Below are 17,197 nucleotides of genomic sequence, written 5' to 3' on the forward strand. Positions count from 1 at the left end.
GGTTCGCCGAAATAGTTTTTGGGTTCGCCGAAATGGTTTTTGGGTTCGCCGAAATGGTTTTTGGGTTCGCCGAAATGGTTTTTGGGTTCGCCAAAATGCGATCGCTTAACATGTGTTTGCAGACTTCTATACTTATAAAAATTTTGTAACTTTCTTACATAAAAAGTAGAATCTCTAGTATTTTGGCTAGGATGTGGAAAAGGCCTATTCCATGCGTAGACTATAATTTTTATACGTTCAGTAAAACCACTATAGAGTGTAATGACTGATTCCACTGCGACTAAAACTACATTACAACTCAACAATCCCAATAGCATCAAAACAGCTATTTGCTGGTGTTTAGCTTGGGGAGACAAAAAGCAACCTCAGTTTCCTTTGAGCGTGTTGCAGCAAATGCGACAGGACTTGAATGAAGGGAAAGAAGTACCAGAACAAGTGCGACTGCTAGTTGAGCAAGTTCGTCAACTTCAAGACATTGATAAAAACTATTTTCCACCAACTCTTGAGGAATTAAAAAGCAAGTATCCTGAATTATGGAACCAAAAGACTTGCATTGGCTTAGTTTATGGTGGTGCGACTAAGATTAAACAGTATGTATTTGAAGCGACAAAACTTCCAGATATTCGTGGTGCTTCTGCATTACTCGACAGAATTAACTTAGTTGATTTACCAGCTTTTTTTAGTTGTGAACAGCATCCATATTATTCCCAGTGTCAACGAGCAAAAGATTACTGCAAAAAGGTTAGAGAAGAGTGGTTAGATAAAGCAGAAAACTTTCCTCAACTTTCACAAGCACTGATTCCAGAATTAGTTATCTACTCTACAGGTGGAAATATCCTAGCATTTTGTCCGGCTGCTTTTGTTGATGATTTAGCTAAGGCGATAGAAAAACGTTATACAGAAGAAACTTTGACAGCTAATTCCTGTGCTGTGGGAGATAAATTTAAGCTATTAGAAATCCGATTTGGCTTGTTACCAGATGAAATAAATAATGAAACATTCTGGCTAGAAAAATATCGAAATCATCTTGAAAACCCATTAATTCAAGCTTACTTTGATCAACCCGATACAAATTCAGAAGAAGCTTTTAAAGAACGCAAAACATTTAATGAATTGGCTGGAGATTTAGCAGCAAAATTTAATCAACGGCGGAATGGTAATCAATTGCAGGAAAGTGATAGAAGCTTGCATTGTTATCCGCCTATGTTTGAAACTCATCCTTACTTAAAGCGAGATGAAGGCGATCGCCGTTCTGCGGTGATGCAAGCGAAAAGTTCTCCTGACGATCCAAATGAGGGACTTCCTAGCGATCCTTGGTTATCAGAAGTAACTGCGCGTAAGCGATTAGTAGGACAAATAGCTAAAAGAGATAATGCTAATAGAAAATGGTATGAACAGTCAGGTTTTGATTGGGAACCTGGTAAAGATGCAGTAGAAAGTTGGGTTGACAAATTTGAACAACATTTACATGATACTCCCCACAGATACTACGGTAAAATCCGTTCGGAAAATCTTCATCCCAGCCGAGTGAAAGAGGCTCTTTCGGTTAGAGAAATTGGCGATGCTAGTACTCCGAATGGCTTTATTGCCTATATTTATGCAGATGGTAACAACATGGGAGGTTACATCCAGAAAGAAATTGAAAATCCAGCAGACTATCAACGCTTTAGTCGAGATATTTTTGATGCAACAGAAAAATCAGTTTATGCAGCTTTAACAAAACATCTTCAACCCCATAAATTAAATTCAAAGTTACAAGCAGAAAGAAAAAGTACAAAAGAAGTGTGGATACATCCCTTTGAAATTTTAACTATTGGTGGGGATGATGTCATGTTGATTGTACCAGCAGATAAAGCTTTGGCTATTGCTAAAACTATTGGTGAAGAGTTTGAAAAACAAGTTTTAAACAAAGGAAAATATTACGAATCAGATAAGACTTATAATCCACAAGTAGTACAACGCTATCACGGAGAAAAAACAATTTATGGTGATAAACAATCTAAATTAAGTATGTCAACTGGAGTATTAATCACTGCCGAAGATACACCAATTTACTATGCAGAAAAGTTGACTAGTCAATTACTGAAGTCTGCCAAAAAATATGCAAAAGACCTGAAAAAACAAAATTATTATGGCGGAACTGTTGACTTTTTGGTAATGAAAGCTGTGACGATGATTTCTTCTAATATTGCAGAATTTCGTTCTCAGGGATTAACCAAATCTGGACAAGGACAGCAAAAACTTAAGCTATATGCTGCACCCTATACTCTACACGAACTGGGTGGACTTTTAGAAACTGCTCAAGTATTAAAAGATGTAGAATTTCCCAAGTCGCAACTCTACCAAATTCGTAGTCTACTAGAACGGAGTAAACAGACAGCAATACTTAACTATCGTTATTTTCGAGTGCGGTTAACTAACAAAAAGGCTCAGGATTTATTGAAAACTCAATTTGAAGATGCATGGTGTAGACCAAAGCAACTAAATAATAATGGAAATCTTGCACCTTGGATGTCTTTAAAAGAGGATAAAGAAAAATCTCAAGAAAAAGTCACTTATGAAACCATTTGGCGAGAGTTAGTCGATTTATATCCTTTTATCAAAAAGTCACAGAACACTTCCAATCCATCACAAACACAACAACAAACTTCATCAACATGATTTTCTTGGAGAATTTACCTCAAAATCAAATTAAAACTATTCGACTCATCGCAGTTATTGATACTGCATTGTGTGTCGGTGCTGGTGGTTCCGATGGTTCCCTTGCAGATAAACCTATTGTTCGCAATGCTAAAGGACAACTGATTATTCCTGCTTCTCAATTAAAGGGTAGACTACGGCATGAATGCGAAAAGTTAGCTAGAGGATTAGGATGGCAAATATTTTCATCACCTAAAGCAGAAACACTTTGTCCTACAGAAGCACAAGTTAATCCTGCATTTCAGTCCGATTATCAACTACCTAATTATCAAGGCTATCACTGTTTTATTTCCAAAATCTTCGGTAATCCTATACTTCCATCGCGAATTGTAGTTGATGATCTCATTTGTGACATCGAACGAGAAGACTTACCAGAGGTATTGCGTCCTGGTGTCACCATCAATCGTCGTCGTCACACCGCAGAAGAACAAAAACTCTACTTTTTAGAAACTTCCCCAGCTAATAATCAACTGGAATTTGAAGGGGAAATCCATTTACTTCCAGAATGTCCACCATACGCCAAGCCTTTAATTTTAGCTGCTTTACGCCATATCCACGCATTGGGTGGTAGTAAATCTACTGGGTTGGGTTGGTTGAGGTGGAAGGAACTCGAAACACTAGCAAAAGATGATCAAACCTGGAAATTTTTAATACCAGAAGTACAGCTATGATGCGAATCAAATTAGAGATTACAGCTTTGTCTCCATTAGCGATCGCTGCGAAAAAACCTGGTTCTGTAAGTGAAGCTGAGGATCATATTCCTGGTTCAGTGATTCGAGGAGCGATCACATCTCAAATTCTCCAACTATCTAATCAGCAAACACCAGGTATATCACAACAAAATCTAACATTAAATGGTGGTGACTTTGAATCGCTATTTTTAGATGATGAACCTGCTATTTTCCAAAATGCTTATCCAGTCGTAGCCAAAATTGCAAATGAATCTAATTCTGGTAAAACTAAGTCGGAACTATTTTCTAGAGTAGTGAATGATGAGGTTATGGTTTTACCAGCAACAGCAGTTAGTTCTAAAACCAATCCAGGTTTTTTACCCAAAGGTAACGGAGTTTTCGATACATTAATAGACCGCTTTTGTGCAGATGCATACAATTATCCTTACGACCCTAGCGATCCAAAATCTCTGCAAGAGAAAACAGACGCACGGGTTGAAACTTATAGCAGTTATTACAGCAAAACTAGCGACAGCAAAATCAAATATCAATACCGCAGTCATTCTATTAGCACTCGCTTTCTGACAAGAGTTGGAATTAATCGCCGCAGAGCCACATCAGAAGATGATATTCTTTACAGTATTGAAGTTTTAAATGAGTCATTTTTGGAACATCCACATGCAAATGATCAAAATTGGCATCCTGTTGTTTATCGAAGTTCAATTATAGTTAACAATCAAAACTTAGCTAATTTTCTGACTAATTTTATTAATCAAAATTCTAATAATTTTCGTTTAGGTGGTGCAACCTCACGAGGTCTAGGGAAGGTTAAAATTCAAGCAAAAATAGAGGAAAATTCAGCAGACATCAAAGCCAGAATCACCGAATTTAATCAACGACTTGAGACACGTTGGAAATTGTGGTCAGTGTTTGGTAAACCAGAAAAAAATCTATTAGAAAATCGCACTTATTTTACTCTTGACCTACAAGCCGATGCAATCTTCATCGACAATTGGCGACACACCACAGTTATTTCACCAGCAATGCTGTGTCAATTTGTAGATTTAGATGATGAATTTTCGCACATGAATACAGAAGCAAAAGATAATTTTCTTAAACTAGAAGTAGCATATAACAGCTATAACTATCGTTCTGGCTGGAATACAGCTTGGGGTCTAATGAAAGATATAGAATTAGTCACTAATAGAGGTTCTGTATATTTATTTAGTACAAATAAACCGGATTTATGGTTAGAAAAATTAAATGAATTAGAACTGAAAGGAGTAGGCGATCGCACTTCTGAAGGTTTTGGTCAAATACAAATTTGCAACCCATTTCATCTTGTCATGCGAGAGGAAGCAGTATGAGTTTATCTATAGAATCAAAAACAGAGTTACAAATTCAAAAAGGTATACGTCAAGCTGAAGACGATCTAGTTATCTGGATTCAAGCAGCTTTGGATAATACAAAATATGGCGACTTAGAAGAATCTCAATTTCGTAACTTAGTACGAGTTTCTGACACGACTGAGAGTGCAGAAGTAATTAAAAACTTTATTCGCTATCAAGTTGGTAGAGATAAAAAATGGGGTAGAGGTAAAGAATCACTGGCTGAAAAAATTATTGAAGATATTGATGGCAATATCAAGAAAAAATCTCAAGCAATTGCTGAGTGTTGTCAAACTGATTTTAAACCGATTTGGTTAGAAATGATTCGTCGTTATTTAGGTTATGGTGCGCGTCATTTAAAATATAAGCGTGATGGTGCTGCATAATCGTAGAACTTTCTTTTAGTCTAAGGAATACAATCATGAGAAATACTCTTATTTGTACAGTCGGTACAAGTCTTTTCGGAAATTTGAAAAATACCCAGGAAGAAACATTTAAGCAAGCATTTGAAGAAAAAAACTGGCAAAAGCTAACCTTGCTGCTTTTAGACAAAGAAAATACTAATCGTATATGTGGTGCTGAAATTAATTCTATTGCCAGAATATGTGAAAAGAAGTTTTTATCTTCATTAGAAAGATTAATATTTTTGGTTTCTGATACAGAAGATGGTAAACAAACTGGCGAAATATTGAAGTTGTACTATAATAATTCACGCAATAAATTGCAGTTTAAAAATGTTATATGTCGTGAATTGCAAGGATTACGAGATGATGATGTCAAATCTTTCAAGCAACAAGGTTTAAAAAGTCTAGTCCGCGAAATCAGTACTGAAGCTGAAAAATTTTCTCCTGAACAGATTGCAATTAATGCAACAGGTGGTTACAAAGCACAAATATCATTTGCTGGAATGATTGGACAAGCTTTAGGAATACCAGTTTATTATCTGTTTGAGAGATTTTCGGAAGTGATTGAATTACCACCACAACCTGTTGCTCTTGATCTCGCTTTCTGGTTAAACAACTATCCATTATTTGAGTTTTTAGAGACTGAACAAATAATTGCTAAATCAGAAATTAAGAATATGCTAGCAGAAATAATGTCTGAACTAGAAATTAAAAAACTGCTGGATGGGGATTATATCAAATCATTGATAGATGAAGAGTTGATTGATGAAATAGTCCATGTAACTCTTTCTGCAATGGGTGTTTTATTTAACAAGCGATCGCGTTTAGAATTTGCCAAGCAAGAAACTACTTTACTTTCATTAATTCCTCAAGATAATACTGAACTTCAAAAGAAACAAATTCATCTCAGAGATGATCATGGTAAAGATAAGTTACAAGCATTTGCAGAGGATATATGTGGTTCTCCCTACGTCAAAAAAATAATTAATTCTCTTCCTTTTAATCCTAAACAGACTAATCCGATCCGCCGTACCAAACCGAATGGAATTATAGAGTTTGTTATCACATGGACAGACCAAGGTTTAGGTTTATGTATTCAAACTACTGGTAGGAATTTAGCTGAAACTAACACTATAGCTATTCATTTAAAAGAGAAATATTCAAAATAACAAATCAGCTATGTTTGACACTTTCAAAAACCGCCTAGAAATTACAGGTCAATTAAAAACTATCACCGCATTAAGAATTAGCGCAGGTCGTTCGAGTGAACCGATAGGATCTGACTTACCCGTGATCAAAGATGCTTTAGGTAATCCATTAATTCCAGGATCTAGTTTTAAAGGTGCAATGCGATCGCGTCTCGAAAGTTTTCTTAGAGCAATTGTGGGAAGCGATCGCAAGCTAGTTGCAAATCCAGCAAATGAAGATGAATGGTCAATTACATCTAAAGAATTATCAGATTTCAAAGAAACTATTAAAAACTTAAAATCAGGAGAAAAAGAAGAACATTTACATCAATACATAGTAGAAAATACTGATTTAATCTCTCACCTGTTCGGTTCTCCTTGGATTGCTAGCAAATTTCAAGTCCGAGACTTAACAGTAAATCCAGAATATTGGTTTGGACAATATCAAGAACGCGATGGTGTTGCAATTGATCGCGATACAGAAACAGCAGCAGACGGAAAACTTTATGATTTCCAAGTCGTTCCCGCAGGAACAGTATTTGAATTTAAAGCAATAGTAGAAAATGCTCAACCTTGGGAATTAGGACTTTTAATGATCGGTTTGCATCAATTTGAAACAGAACAGATACCTTTAGGTGGTGGAAGTTCTCGTGGTTTGGGTGTAGTTAAACTAGAAATAGACAAAATGGACTGGATTGATGTTGAGAACGATCCAGAAAAATTATTGACATACTTACAGGAATTAGTCAGTCATCATACGACCGATTCTCTCTCCAGCTATGCAGATGGTAAACAGTTAAAAGATATTTGGACTCATGCTTTAATTACTCATCTCAGAGAAAATATAGCTAAACACTCTACCACTGTTCAGCCTAATTCTTAAGGAGGTCAATATGGCTTTCAGTAACTATAAAACAATTAGTGAAGTTCTCAAAGCATTTCAAGTCACCTATACTGAATCAAATTTTATGGGTGAAGTTGAGTTTCAAGTCTCTGACTACTTCCGGGAGGACTTAGAAACAGTGATGCGGGAAGGAGTGGTTAATAACTCAGAATTTGCTGTGTGCGAAAATTTGATCTACCCAGTTTTAAAAGAAGTTTGGAAACGCTACAGTAGCAGATTTACTTTATGGAGTCACCAATCCCTTAATTATGATGAAAAATTATCAGGTTTCCCAGAGTATATCCTCGCGAAAAGATCGCCTTTAGGGAAAGTAGTTTTCGATAAACCATATTTCATCTTAGTAGAAGCAAAACAGGATAATTTTGAGGCTGGATGGGCGCAATGTATTGCTGAAATGATTGCAGCACAGAAACTAAATAATGAATTTCCCATAACTATATTTGGAATTGTTTCTAATGGCGATCGCTGGCAGTTTGGTAAATTAGAATCAGAAACATTTACCAAAAATCTAACTTTTTATAGTATTCAGGAACTAGATACATTATTTGCTGCGGTTAATTACATTTTTCAACAGTGTGATTTGCAACTAAATAATCTGGTAGCTGCTTAAGTTTGATTAGGGCTATTTCGTTCTAGACATAAACCGCCCTGAACTAAAGTTCAAGGCTAATAGTTTAAGTCCGTTTTAACGGACTAAATTACTACAAAACAGTCGATTTAAACCGAATTTTACTATTAGCCTCACAAATTGATTATGAGGCGGACTGAATGAGAATGAAATAACCTTAAAGTTTGATTTCTTCACTAAATATAATCATGCATAAAAGATTTGTTAATCATTGCACAATCGATATAACTCTAATTCCCGATGGCCCAATTTTGATTAAATCGGGTAAAGAAGGGGCTGATCCAACTAAGCCTGATATGGAGTTTGTGGAAACATATCATGCAGGAGGACGTTCTATATATTTACCAGGAAGTAGTTTAAAAGGTGCTATTCGCGCCCATGCAGAACGAATTGTCAGGACAGTAGGTAGAGACAAACGCGATTCTAATAATTTAGATCGACTTTGGGCAAATGATCCATTAAATGATAAACACGATTATCTCAAAACAAAAGATGGTAAAGATTTACCAGCAAATGATATTTACAAATTTTCTTCATTTACAGACCAAATGTTTGGCAATACTTCTATTGCTAGTCGTGTCAGAATAGAAGATGCTTATCCTGATAAATCTCAACCATTGAAAATAGAAGAACGTAATGGTGTAGCAATTGATCGGGTATTTGGTTCTACAATTCCCGGAGCATTGTTCAATTATCAAGTTTGTACTGCTGGCGAATTCCGTACCAAAATTCATTTAAAGAATTTTACCCTCGCACAGTTAGGTTTAATTGGTTTAGTATTACGAGATTTAAATGATGGTTGGTTTGGCTTAGGTTTCGCGAAATCTCGTGGTTTGGGTACTGTAGAGGTAAAGTTAAATCAAGCCGTTGTGCAGTATCCTGGCTGTATTTTATCAGAAGATAAACAAGAAATTACCGCTTTTGGTAGTACAAAAAAATGGTCTAATACTTTCCTTTTAGGTGTAGGGGAATTTTTAGAACCAGATGAAGCAAAATTATATACTTTTCCCACAGAAGACCATCAAAATACACCAGTTGCAGCCCAAGAAATGGATTTAGGTTTTGGTGTACAACTCATTTGGGAAGAAGGAAGAGTTCAAGATTTGTTTGAACGCTCTGTCAGGTCTTGGAGTAAATTACTTGTAGGAGCAAAATGAAAGCTTTTGTCGGTTATAAAAAACAACCTTTATCAGTCTCAGAACTACTAGAGTTAATCCCAAAATTTATCGTTGAACCTAGTTATTATTTTTTACGCTGGACTCATAAAGTTAGTGGAATTGTCGAGAACATTCCAACAGAAACAGACTTTCCTATGATGGAAGGACAAATGTTCAATCATAAGTGTGAACTGCGGTGGAAGTACAAGCAAAAAAATACCTATGAAGTACTGTTATTAAGTATTAATGAAAATCATCATGATTTTGAATTAGTTGGTAAAAATTGGCGAATCGAACCAAGTGAAACCAAAAATTTTCCATCTAACGCATATCCCGCTTATGGTTATCGTCCGGAGGAAACTCGTTTCCCCAAAAAGCTGATTTTCCCAAAAGATTTAGATATTCGACTGCAAGCAGAAAATAACAAAAAGCCAAAGTTAGCTCAACGTTATTTTGTTGATAATGAAACCTCAACTGTGCAATTTGTAGCTTTGACTGTAGAACTATCGCAATTATGACAACAAATCGTCCCCAACGACCTAATCGCCCAGACTCATCAACACCTGAACTAGCACCAAAACCTTATCAATTCGTCTCTTTTCCTAAAGAACGTCCCAACCTACAGCGTCCTGTGGGACATCACAAATATTTGAGCGATCGCCTACATGGTACTTTATATCTGAAGCTGAAAGTGCAGACATCTCTCCACGTCTCTACTGGGGTTGTTGTTATGGGTAGCGACATCGGTAACAACCGTATTCCCCTGATCAAAACCATGATACAGGGTGTTGATCAAAAACTTTCAATTGGCGGTAGTTCACTCAAAGGCTGCATCCGGTCTGTATACGAAGCAATTACCAACAGCACTTTAGCAGTTGTTACATCACACTATGTTAGAAATAACAAGTATCCTAAAGAATATTTACCTTCTACTCAGACAAAACATGAACTTTGTCCCGCCAGCCGAATCTTTGGTGCTTCGGGAAAAAATTGGGGTTGGCAAGGATTGCTAGATTTCAACGATGCCAAATGTGAGAAAATGGGATTTACTGCTGGCTTTATGCCTTCACTGTATCGTCCCCGTCCCGAAGAACGCCAAGCATACTTTGTTCGTGATTTCGTAGCAGGTCGCAAATTTTACTATCATACAATCAGAGCAATTGATAAAGGGCAAAATTCTGGTGTACCAGTACAACAAGCCGCCAGAGAGTATACTTTTACAACCAAGTTGCACTTTAAGAATTTACTACCAGAAGAATTAGGAACTTTATTGATTATCTTAGGACAAGACCCTAAATACCCTATCGCTTTGAAAGTCGGTGGTGGTAAGCCTATTGGTATGGGAACAATGACGGTGACTGTGGACAAAATAGAACAATCGCAAAATCTCAAGCAGCGCTATTCGTCATATCAGGTAAGTGAATCTGATGAAATAACCGGAGAGAATCTACAAACTTTTATACAAAAAAATATTCAAGTTGCTCACTCACGCCTGATTCAAAAACCCCAACTAGAGGAACTCACAGCCATACTGCGTTATCCTACCGACCGTGAACCGCCAGCAGGAATGTACTAATTATGACTTTAGTTGAATTTGATTCCGAATCCTTGACAGATAGAGAGTGGGATATTGCTCATGCGATCGCTCAAACTTTAGTCAAAGCAGATGCAGATGTCAACGAATTAGGGAAAGCGATCGCTTATCTGCGTACTGTTGCGAATCAACCAGATGCAACTTCCAGGTTTTTTAAGTATCTCAAAACCTTGGTAAATAACGGTAGACAAATTAGTCACAGCAGCAGAACAATAGATTATTATCGCAGTATCGAAAAAGCTTGTAGTGATCATCTGAAAACCATCACAGATGCTCAGACAATTCTGCAAATTTTAGGTTGGGTATCTCGCCTGATGCGTTATTACAAAAATGCAGGTGTACCCATTGGAGAAATTCCCATTTCCATCCCATTACCTATAGAATCAGCGCGTCAAGTAGAAATTGCGAAAGTTGTGAAGTCGCAAGAGTTCCAAGTTGAGCAAATATTAGAGGCACAAGTCACCAACAAAAATGGTAAGAAAGTAACTTACGAGATACTGGGAACAATTAAGTTAACTGAGAAGGAACCGAAGAAAGCTAGTGTTCTCAAAGAAGAACAGATAGTGAAGGTGAAGATTGTGTCTCTTCGTGAAGATGGGAGTATCAAAAGTGTGAAGTGTGTTGATTAAGCTAGTTAGTTTTAGTATCAGTGTTTATAATGAGAAAATACCATCCGAAAAGATGGTATTTTAAGATCATATTTCCCATAGAGCAAACAAGAGACAGTCAGATATGCATAAACATTTAGTTTGGAAAAACATTCCTGTTCTCTAAGACTCAATCTCCGCTAATTCTAACCAGCGTTCTGTCGCCTGATCAATTGCTTGCTTGAGTGCTTCTACCTGTTCATACAACTTTTGCACCTGAGTATAATTCCCTGCGGAAATATTCGTCATTGCTTTTTCTGCTTCTGCTTTCTCAGTTTCTAATTGAGCAATTTTATCTTCCAACTGCTCAAACTCTCTTCTTTCCCAAGTTGATAAACGCTTTTTCTTGGATGTTTCTTTGGGTGTAGACGTTGAGTTCAAAGTCTCTACATTTTTTGGCTTTTCCTTAGTATTGACAGTTGCTTGTTGCTTTTCTTCTTCGGCTTTTTTGTAATCGAGATAGACTGAGTAATTTCCAGGATACTGGCGGATATTACCCCCTTCTTCCAAAGTAAATATAGTATCTACAGTTCGATCCAGAAAATAGCGATCGTGAGATACCACAATTACACAACCGTTAAATTCCTCCAAATATTCTTCCAGAACCGCCAAAGTTTGCACATCTAAATCATTAGTTGGTTCATCTAATATCAAAACATTTGGCGCACTCATCAGTACACGCAATAAGAATAACCGCCGTTTTTCCCCACCAGAAAGTTTATAAATCGGTGCATACTGCTGATTCCCCGGAAACAAAAATCGCTCTAACATCTGGGAAGCACTGATTGTTGTACCGTCAGCTATTTTGACGTGTTCTCCTTCTTCTTTGATGTAATCAATCACGCGCTGGTTTTCATTTAAAGCAGTGAGTAATTCTTCAGAATGTTGATCAAAATAGCCAATATGAATTGTTGTACCAATATCTACACTACCTGTATCTGGCTGTAATCGTCCGGTGATCATATCCATTAAAGTAGATTTACCCGCACCATTACCGCCAATAATCCCAATCCGATCTTCAGGACTAAATTCGTAGGTAAAATCTTTGATTAAAGTACAAACGCCATAACTTTTCGAGATATTATTGAGTTCAATAACTTTTTTGCCAATCCGACGACTAGCTGTTGCAATATCAACTTTACCTTGAACCTGTTTAAACTCCGTCGCTTGCATGTCACCAATTCGATCTATTCTGGCTTTTTGCTTAGTACTTCTGGCTTTTGGCCCTTTCTTCAACCATTCCAACTCCCGACGCAATACTCCTTGAAACTTACGCTGACTGCTAACAGCACTTTCTTCTGCATCGGCTTTCTTTTCCAGGTAGTATGAATAGTTGCCAGAATAGCTGTAAATATCACCTCTGTCTATTTCAATAATCCGGTTAGTGACACGATCTAAAAAGTAGCGATCGTGAGTGATTAATAAAAGTGCGCCGCGATAGCGATTCAAATAACTTTGTAACCACTCCACCGAATTTGCATCCAGATGGTTGGTCGGTTCATCCATCAGTAATAAATCTGGTTCTGATAGCAAAGCTGTTGCTAAAGCTATACGTTTACGATAGCCTCCAGATAAAGTTCCAACAATAGCATCAAAATCTGTAATTCCTAATTTAGAAAGAATAATCTTAGCGTTAGTTTCCAACTCCCAAGCACCAGTCGCATCCATACGCTGCATCACCACCGAAAGCCGGGACATTAACTGATTATCTTCTGGATAATGAGCAAGTTTATCAGATATTTCTTCATACTCACGCACCAAAGCCATCTTTTCACCACTGTCAGCAAAAACTTGCTCTAAAACAGTATGATCATCATCTAAATCTGGCTGTTGGGGTAAATAAATAATCTTTGCACCAGAATTAACTAAAAATTGACCTTCGTCAACTGGTTCTAAACCAGCAATCATTTTTAACAGAGTTGATTTACCAGAACCATTAGTCCCAATTAAACCGACCTTATCATTAGCATCTAAACTAAAATTAGCATCTTTGAGAATTTCTTTAATACCAAAATCTTTTTTAACTGATTGTAGTGTAATTAAACTCATAAATTTTTATGTAATTAACTTGGTATCTTGGCGTCTTGGTGGTTAAGAAAATATTTTCTTAAATCACTAAGACACTAAGACACAAAAAACTTTTTCTGAAGCTAAAAATGCACTGATTTAAACAAATAAATCCAAGGGTAAATGACCATACATCTCATTAATTCCCTCTGAAGAGTAACATTGACAAGACACCAACACACCGCGATGATGTCCAAAATAAGTATCTATGTGACACACACCATTTTTACCATTTAATTTGATGTATACAGGCCCATCAATTTTAGGTAAATTACTTGGTGGTTCATACCCCAAAGCGAGGGAATAAGTTTTCATGGCTAGCATTCCTTCTTCTTCAGTGTCAGCACAAATCCCTAAAATCTGATAATCAGATAATTTTGCTAGAAAAAGTAATGCTTGTCTGATTACAGGCTTTTCTGATGGTGTAATTTTTGGTGCTATGTCTACACAGTTGAATTTATTCAGAACTTTTTTAGCTTCAGCAATTGTGAGATTGGTTTGGTTTGTGCTTGACATATCTCGGTTGATTATCTGTGTTGATGTGCGCTTTTGTTCTAGAACAATTCAGGTCTAATCCTGTATGTTACTCATATTGAAAATAAAGGGAACACTACTTTGTGAGTCTTTACCCATTACAAGAACTTTTGGCATTTGAGCACCGCCATTTTTCCATGCTTCAATTGCTTCTTTTTGCAGAACTAGTTGTCCTCCTGGAGCTTTTAAGGTTTCCGCTAAAAGTCTTTGAGCTTCTGATTTACCTTTGGCGCGATTAATTTCTGCTTGTGCTTCTTGTTCGGCTTCTTGTGCTATGTAAACTGCTCTTTGCGCTCTTTGTTCAGCAATTTGTTTATCCTCTACGGCTTTCGCAAACTCTAGAGAAAAAGTCAAGTCAATGACGCTAGTATCCAAGACTATTATTCCATATTTTTCTAAGCGTTGACCTAATGCCGTATCAAAATCATCCTTAAGGTCATTTCTTTTGGTGATCGACTCTTCTACTGTCCTCCTTGCGGCTGCAATTTTGAATGATTCCTGAGTTTGAGGAGCAATTATTTTAGCAACAATATTTTCTAAGCTTCCCTGTTTTCTTCTAATTTCAACTACTTGTTGCGGATCTATACGGAAATTGATCGCAAATTTTGCGGTTAGTTCTTGCAAATCTTTGGTAGCACTTTGAGCTGGTATTTCATATTTTTGCACTGTCACATCGTATACATCTACTTTAGATATGAATGGCGGTTTGAAATGAATACCTTCTACTAAGGCTCCATCTCTGGCTTTACCTAGTATACTCAGAACTCCTGCCTCACCTGGATTAATAATGATAAAGGAATTAAGACTCAAAATCACAAGTATTGCTATTGCAACTCCTGCTACTGTATTTTGCCAACTACCTAATTGCTGATTTTTCAAATTTCATCTCCTTTGTGTCTTGTGTCTATGTCAGGTTTTTACAGCTCAATGCTGACGCCTAAATACTGGCAAACGTGGTAATATCGGTTTCTTCACAAAATTGCACAGGGTTGTGACTACAGTAATTAAATCTCGTCGGGTGGATAGAAAACACCGGGGTTCAGTTCATCCCCTCAAACGTCTGCTGAACTACGGACATAAGTATCGCAAACAAATTTGGTGGGCTAGTATTTGTTCTATCCTAAATAAACTTTTTGACTTAGCACCACCAGCATTAATCGGTATTGCGGTAGATGTGGTAGTCAAGCAGCAAGATTCTATCATTGCACGGTTGGGAGTCAGAGACATCTTTGGACAATTTTTAATTCTTTCTGTCCTAACTGTAATTATTTGGATTTTAGAATCGGCTTTGGAGTACGCTTACGAAAAATTTTGGCGCAATTTAGCCCAAAACATTCAGCATGATTTGCGTCTTGATGCTTATGAGCATTTACAAGATTTAGAATTAGCATATTTTGAAGAACGCAGCACTGGTGGTTTGATGTCTATTCTTAGTGATGATATCAACCAACTCGAACGCTTTTTGGATGTTGGCGCCAATGACATTATCCAGGTTGTGGTGACGGTATTAATTATTGGTGGGGCTTTCTTTATTTTGGCTCCGGGTGTAGCATGGATGGCAATGTTGCCTATTCCTTTTATTCTTTGGGGAACATTTGCTTATCAGAATGTACTCGCACCCCGCTATGCTGATGTCCGAGAAAAGGTAGGTTTATTAAATTCCCGCTTGTCAAATAATTTAAGCGGTATTACTACTATTAAAAGTTTCACGGCTGAAGATTATGAAATCTCTCGTTTAGGTTTAGAAAGTGAAGCTTATCGTCGCAGTAATTCTAAAGCTATTCAACTTTCTGCTGCTTATGTTCCTTTAATTCGGATGTTGATTTTGGCAGGATTTACAGCGTTACTGTTTTATGGTGGATTATCAGCAGTCAATGGCAAAATTTCTGTAGGGACTTATAGTGTTTTAGTATTTTTAATTCAACGAATGTTATGGCCTTTAACGAGATTAGGCGATACTTTTGACCAATATCAACGAGCAATGGCTTCTACAAATCGTGTCATGAATTTGTTAGACACGCCGATTGCAATCCATCCGGGAGATGTATCTTTACCTGTTGAAAATGTACGTGGGGAAGTAAAATTTCAAAATGTCACTTTTAACTATCAAGATCGCCAAGCGGTAATTAAAAATTTATCGCTAGACATCCCCGCAGGTAAAACGATCGCCATTGTTGGTTCGACTGGTTCTGGTAAAAGCACTCTCGTCAAATTATTATTACGCTTCTACGAGGTGCAATCTGGAACAATCACCCTGGATGGAATTGATATCCAAAACCTACAATTACGAGACTTACGCCGTTGTATGGGTTTGGTGAGTCAGGATGTATTTTTGTTTCACGGTACTGTCGCCGAAAATATCGCCTACGGAACTTTTGACGCTACACAACAAGAAATTGTCACGGCGGCGAAAATCGGTGAAGCACACGATTTTATTATGCTATTACCCCAAGGTTATGAGACAATTGTCGGGGAACGAGGGCAAAAGTTATCTGGTGGACAACGCCAACGGATTGCGATCGCTCGTGCTGTGTTAAAAAATCCACCGATTCTCATATTAGATGAAGCCACTTCGGCGGTAGATAATGAAACGGAAGCAGCAATTCAAAAGTCGCTAGAACGAATTACTGTTAATAGAACAACGATTGCGATCGCTCACCGTCTTTCTACTATCCGCAATGCTGATCGTATCTACGTTATGGAATACGGACAATTTGTTGAGTCTGGAACCCATGAACAACTGCTAGAAGAAAATGGAGTGTATGCAAGTCTCTGGCGTGTGCAATCGGGTTTAAGATAGGGGATTTGGGAATCCTGGTTTTTAAACTAAGCCTTGGGTATTCCTTTTTTTCTCTTGGTTTACGAAATAGCGTCAAAATGAAGTGTATCTCATAAATATGTGAAATGGCATGGCTTCGCTCTCTCTGCTGCTCTGTAGGGAGAGCAGTTTTTTTATATCAGAGGGACTCAAAATCATTTAGCCAATAACTACAAACATTCAATGAAAACTATAGGTACATATTCCAGAAAAACCTGCCAAAACTCTTGACCAAACTCCTCTAGTCCTTCAGGAGAAACTAGCGGTTTTTGCCAGCGAACCTCTTTGAAACCTGCACTTTGCAATGCCCATTCATAAGTGGTTTTACTGAGGTAATAGTTATGGAAGCTAAATTTCTCTGTATTGAGTGACATTGTGTATTTTATAGGCGTGCCTTCCTGAAGTGGTTGGTCTATGCTTTTGATAAATCCATATTTTTCAGTTAAGGGACTTCCAAAAAATAAAATATACACTTTTAATAATGATAATCATTGTAAG

The 17,197-nt window shown here is 37.2% G+C and carries 16 protein-coding genes; 12 read left to right on the top strand and 4 right to left on the bottom strand.

Annotated features, from left to right (window positions below):
- The first annotated feature begins 261 nt into the window (after positions 1–261).
- The 11 genes from cas10 (at position 262) to AC5JMK_RS03755 (ending at position 11,262) form a co-directional block, all read left to right on the top strand.
- Positions 262–2,661 (top strand): type III-B CRISPR-associated protein Cas10/Cmr2, encoded by a 2,400-nt coding sequence (gene cas10 / locus AC5JMK_RS03705; protein ID WP_495909412.1) that lies wholly within the window; start codon positions 262–264, stop codon positions 2,659–2,661.
- Positions 2,658–3,371 (top strand): RAMP superfamily CRISPR-associated protein, encoded by a 714-nt coding sequence (locus AC5JMK_RS03710; RefSeq protein ID WP_096674957.1) that lies wholly within the window; start codon positions 2,658–2,660, stop codon positions 3,369–3,371. Before cas10 ends, AC5JMK_RS03710 begins: the two co-directional genes overlap by 4 nt.
- Entirely contained in the window at positions 3,368–4,738 is a 1,371-nt protein-coding gene (gene csx10, locus AC5JMK_RS03715) for a type III-D CRISPR-associated RAMP protein Csx10 (RefSeq protein WP_495909413.1), read from the top strand. Before AC5JMK_RS03710 ends, csx10 begins: the two co-directional genes overlap by 4 nt.
- Positions 4,735–5,145 carry a hypothetical protein gene (locus AC5JMK_RS03720; RefSeq protein ID WP_096674959.1) on the top strand — a complete coding sequence of 137 codons (411 nt, stop codon included), beginning with the start codon at positions 4,735–4,737 and terminating at the stop codon, positions 5,143–5,145. The genes csx10 and AC5JMK_RS03720 overlap by 4 nt, the downstream gene beginning before the upstream one ends.
- 35 nt (positions 5,146–5,180) lie before the next feature.
- Entirely contained in the window at positions 5,181–6,332 is a 1,152-nt protein-coding gene (locus tag AC5JMK_RS03725) for a putative CRISPR-associated protein (RefSeq protein WP_495909414.1), read from the top strand.
- A 10-nt stretch (positions 6,333–6,342) separates the two neighbouring features.
- A complete protein-coding gene (csx7, locus tag AC5JMK_RS03730) occupies positions 6,343–7,233 on the top strand; it encodes a type III CRISPR-associated RAMP protein Csx7 (RefSeq protein ID WP_096674961.1) in 891 nt (296 codons plus the stop codon).
- Positions 7,234–7,243: 10 nt separating this feature from the next.
- A complete protein-coding gene (locus tag AC5JMK_RS03735) occupies positions 7,244–7,864 on the top strand; it encodes a hypothetical protein (RefSeq protein WP_096674962.1) in 621 nt (206 codons plus the stop codon).
- A gap of 206 nt (positions 7,865–8,070) precedes the next feature.
- Positions 8,071–9,039 (top strand): RAMP superfamily CRISPR-associated protein, encoded by a 969-nt coding sequence (locus AC5JMK_RS03740; protein ID WP_495909415.1) that lies wholly within the window; start codon positions 8,071–8,073, stop codon positions 9,037–9,039.
- On the top strand, positions 9,036–9,557 hold the full coding sequence (locus tag AC5JMK_RS03745) for a hypothetical protein (protein WP_495909416.1): 522 nt from the start codon (positions 9,036–9,038) through the stop codon (positions 9,555–9,557). Before AC5JMK_RS03740 ends, AC5JMK_RS03745 begins: the two co-directional genes overlap by 4 nt.
- Positions 9,554–10,615 (top strand): RAMP superfamily CRISPR-associated protein, encoded by a 1,062-nt coding sequence (locus tag AC5JMK_RS03750; RefSeq protein ID WP_495909417.1) that lies wholly within the window; start codon positions 9,554–9,556, stop codon positions 10,613–10,615. The genes AC5JMK_RS03745 and AC5JMK_RS03750 overlap by 4 nt, the downstream gene beginning before the upstream one ends.
- Before the next feature lie 2 nt (positions 10,616–10,617).
- Positions 10,618–11,262 carry a hypothetical protein gene (locus AC5JMK_RS03755; RefSeq protein WP_495909418.1) on the top strand — a complete coding sequence of 215 codons (645 nt, stop codon included), beginning with the start codon at positions 10,618–10,620 and terminating at the stop codon, positions 11,260–11,262.
- A gap of 141 nt (positions 11,263–11,403) precedes the next feature.
- Here the strand turns inward: AC5JMK_RS03755 and AC5JMK_RS03760 are convergent, their stop codons facing one another.
- The 3 genes from AC5JMK_RS03760 to AC5JMK_RS03770 all read right to left on the bottom strand — a co-directional run bounded on the left by AC5JMK_RS03760 (position 11,404) and on the right by AC5JMK_RS03770 (position 14,760).
- Complete coding sequence (locus AC5JMK_RS03760) at positions 11,404–13,329, bottom strand: ABC-F family ATP-binding cassette domain-containing protein (protein WP_096674967.1); 1,926 nt, start codon at positions 13,327–13,329, stop codon at positions 11,404–11,406.
- A 117-nt stretch (positions 13,330–13,446) separates the two neighbouring features.
- Positions 13,447–13,863: a DUF1824 family protein gene (locus AC5JMK_RS03765; protein ID WP_096674968.1), complete on the bottom strand. Its 417-nt coding sequence runs from the start codon at positions 13,861–13,863 to the stop codon at positions 13,447–13,449.
- A 54-nt stretch (positions 13,864–13,917) separates the two neighbouring features.
- The gene (locus AC5JMK_RS03770; protein WP_096674969.1) at positions 13,918–14,760 is read right to left on the bottom strand and encodes a prohibitin family protein; all 843 of its coding nucleotides are present in this window, start codon (positions 14,758–14,760) and stop codon (positions 13,918–13,920) included.
- Between the two features lie 112 nt (positions 14,761–14,872).
- Here AC5JMK_RS03770 and AC5JMK_RS03775 point away from each other — a divergent pair, with 112 nt between their 5' ends.
- A complete protein-coding gene (locus AC5JMK_RS03775) occupies positions 14,873–16,681 on the top strand; it encodes an ABC transporter ATP-binding protein (RefSeq protein ID WP_096674970.1) in 1,809 nt (602 codons plus the stop codon).
- 188 nt (positions 16,682–16,869) lie between these two features.
- On the opposite strand, the gene AC5JMK_RS03780 is transcribed toward AC5JMK_RS03775, so the two are convergent.
- On the bottom strand, positions 16,870–17,073 hold the full coding sequence (locus AC5JMK_RS03780) for a hypothetical protein (protein ID WP_495909419.1): 204 nt from the start codon (positions 17,071–17,073) through the stop codon (positions 16,870–16,872).
- Positions 17,074–17,197 lie beyond the last annotated feature (124 nt).

The sequence above is a fragment of the Pelatocladus sp. genome, assembly GCF_059505505.1.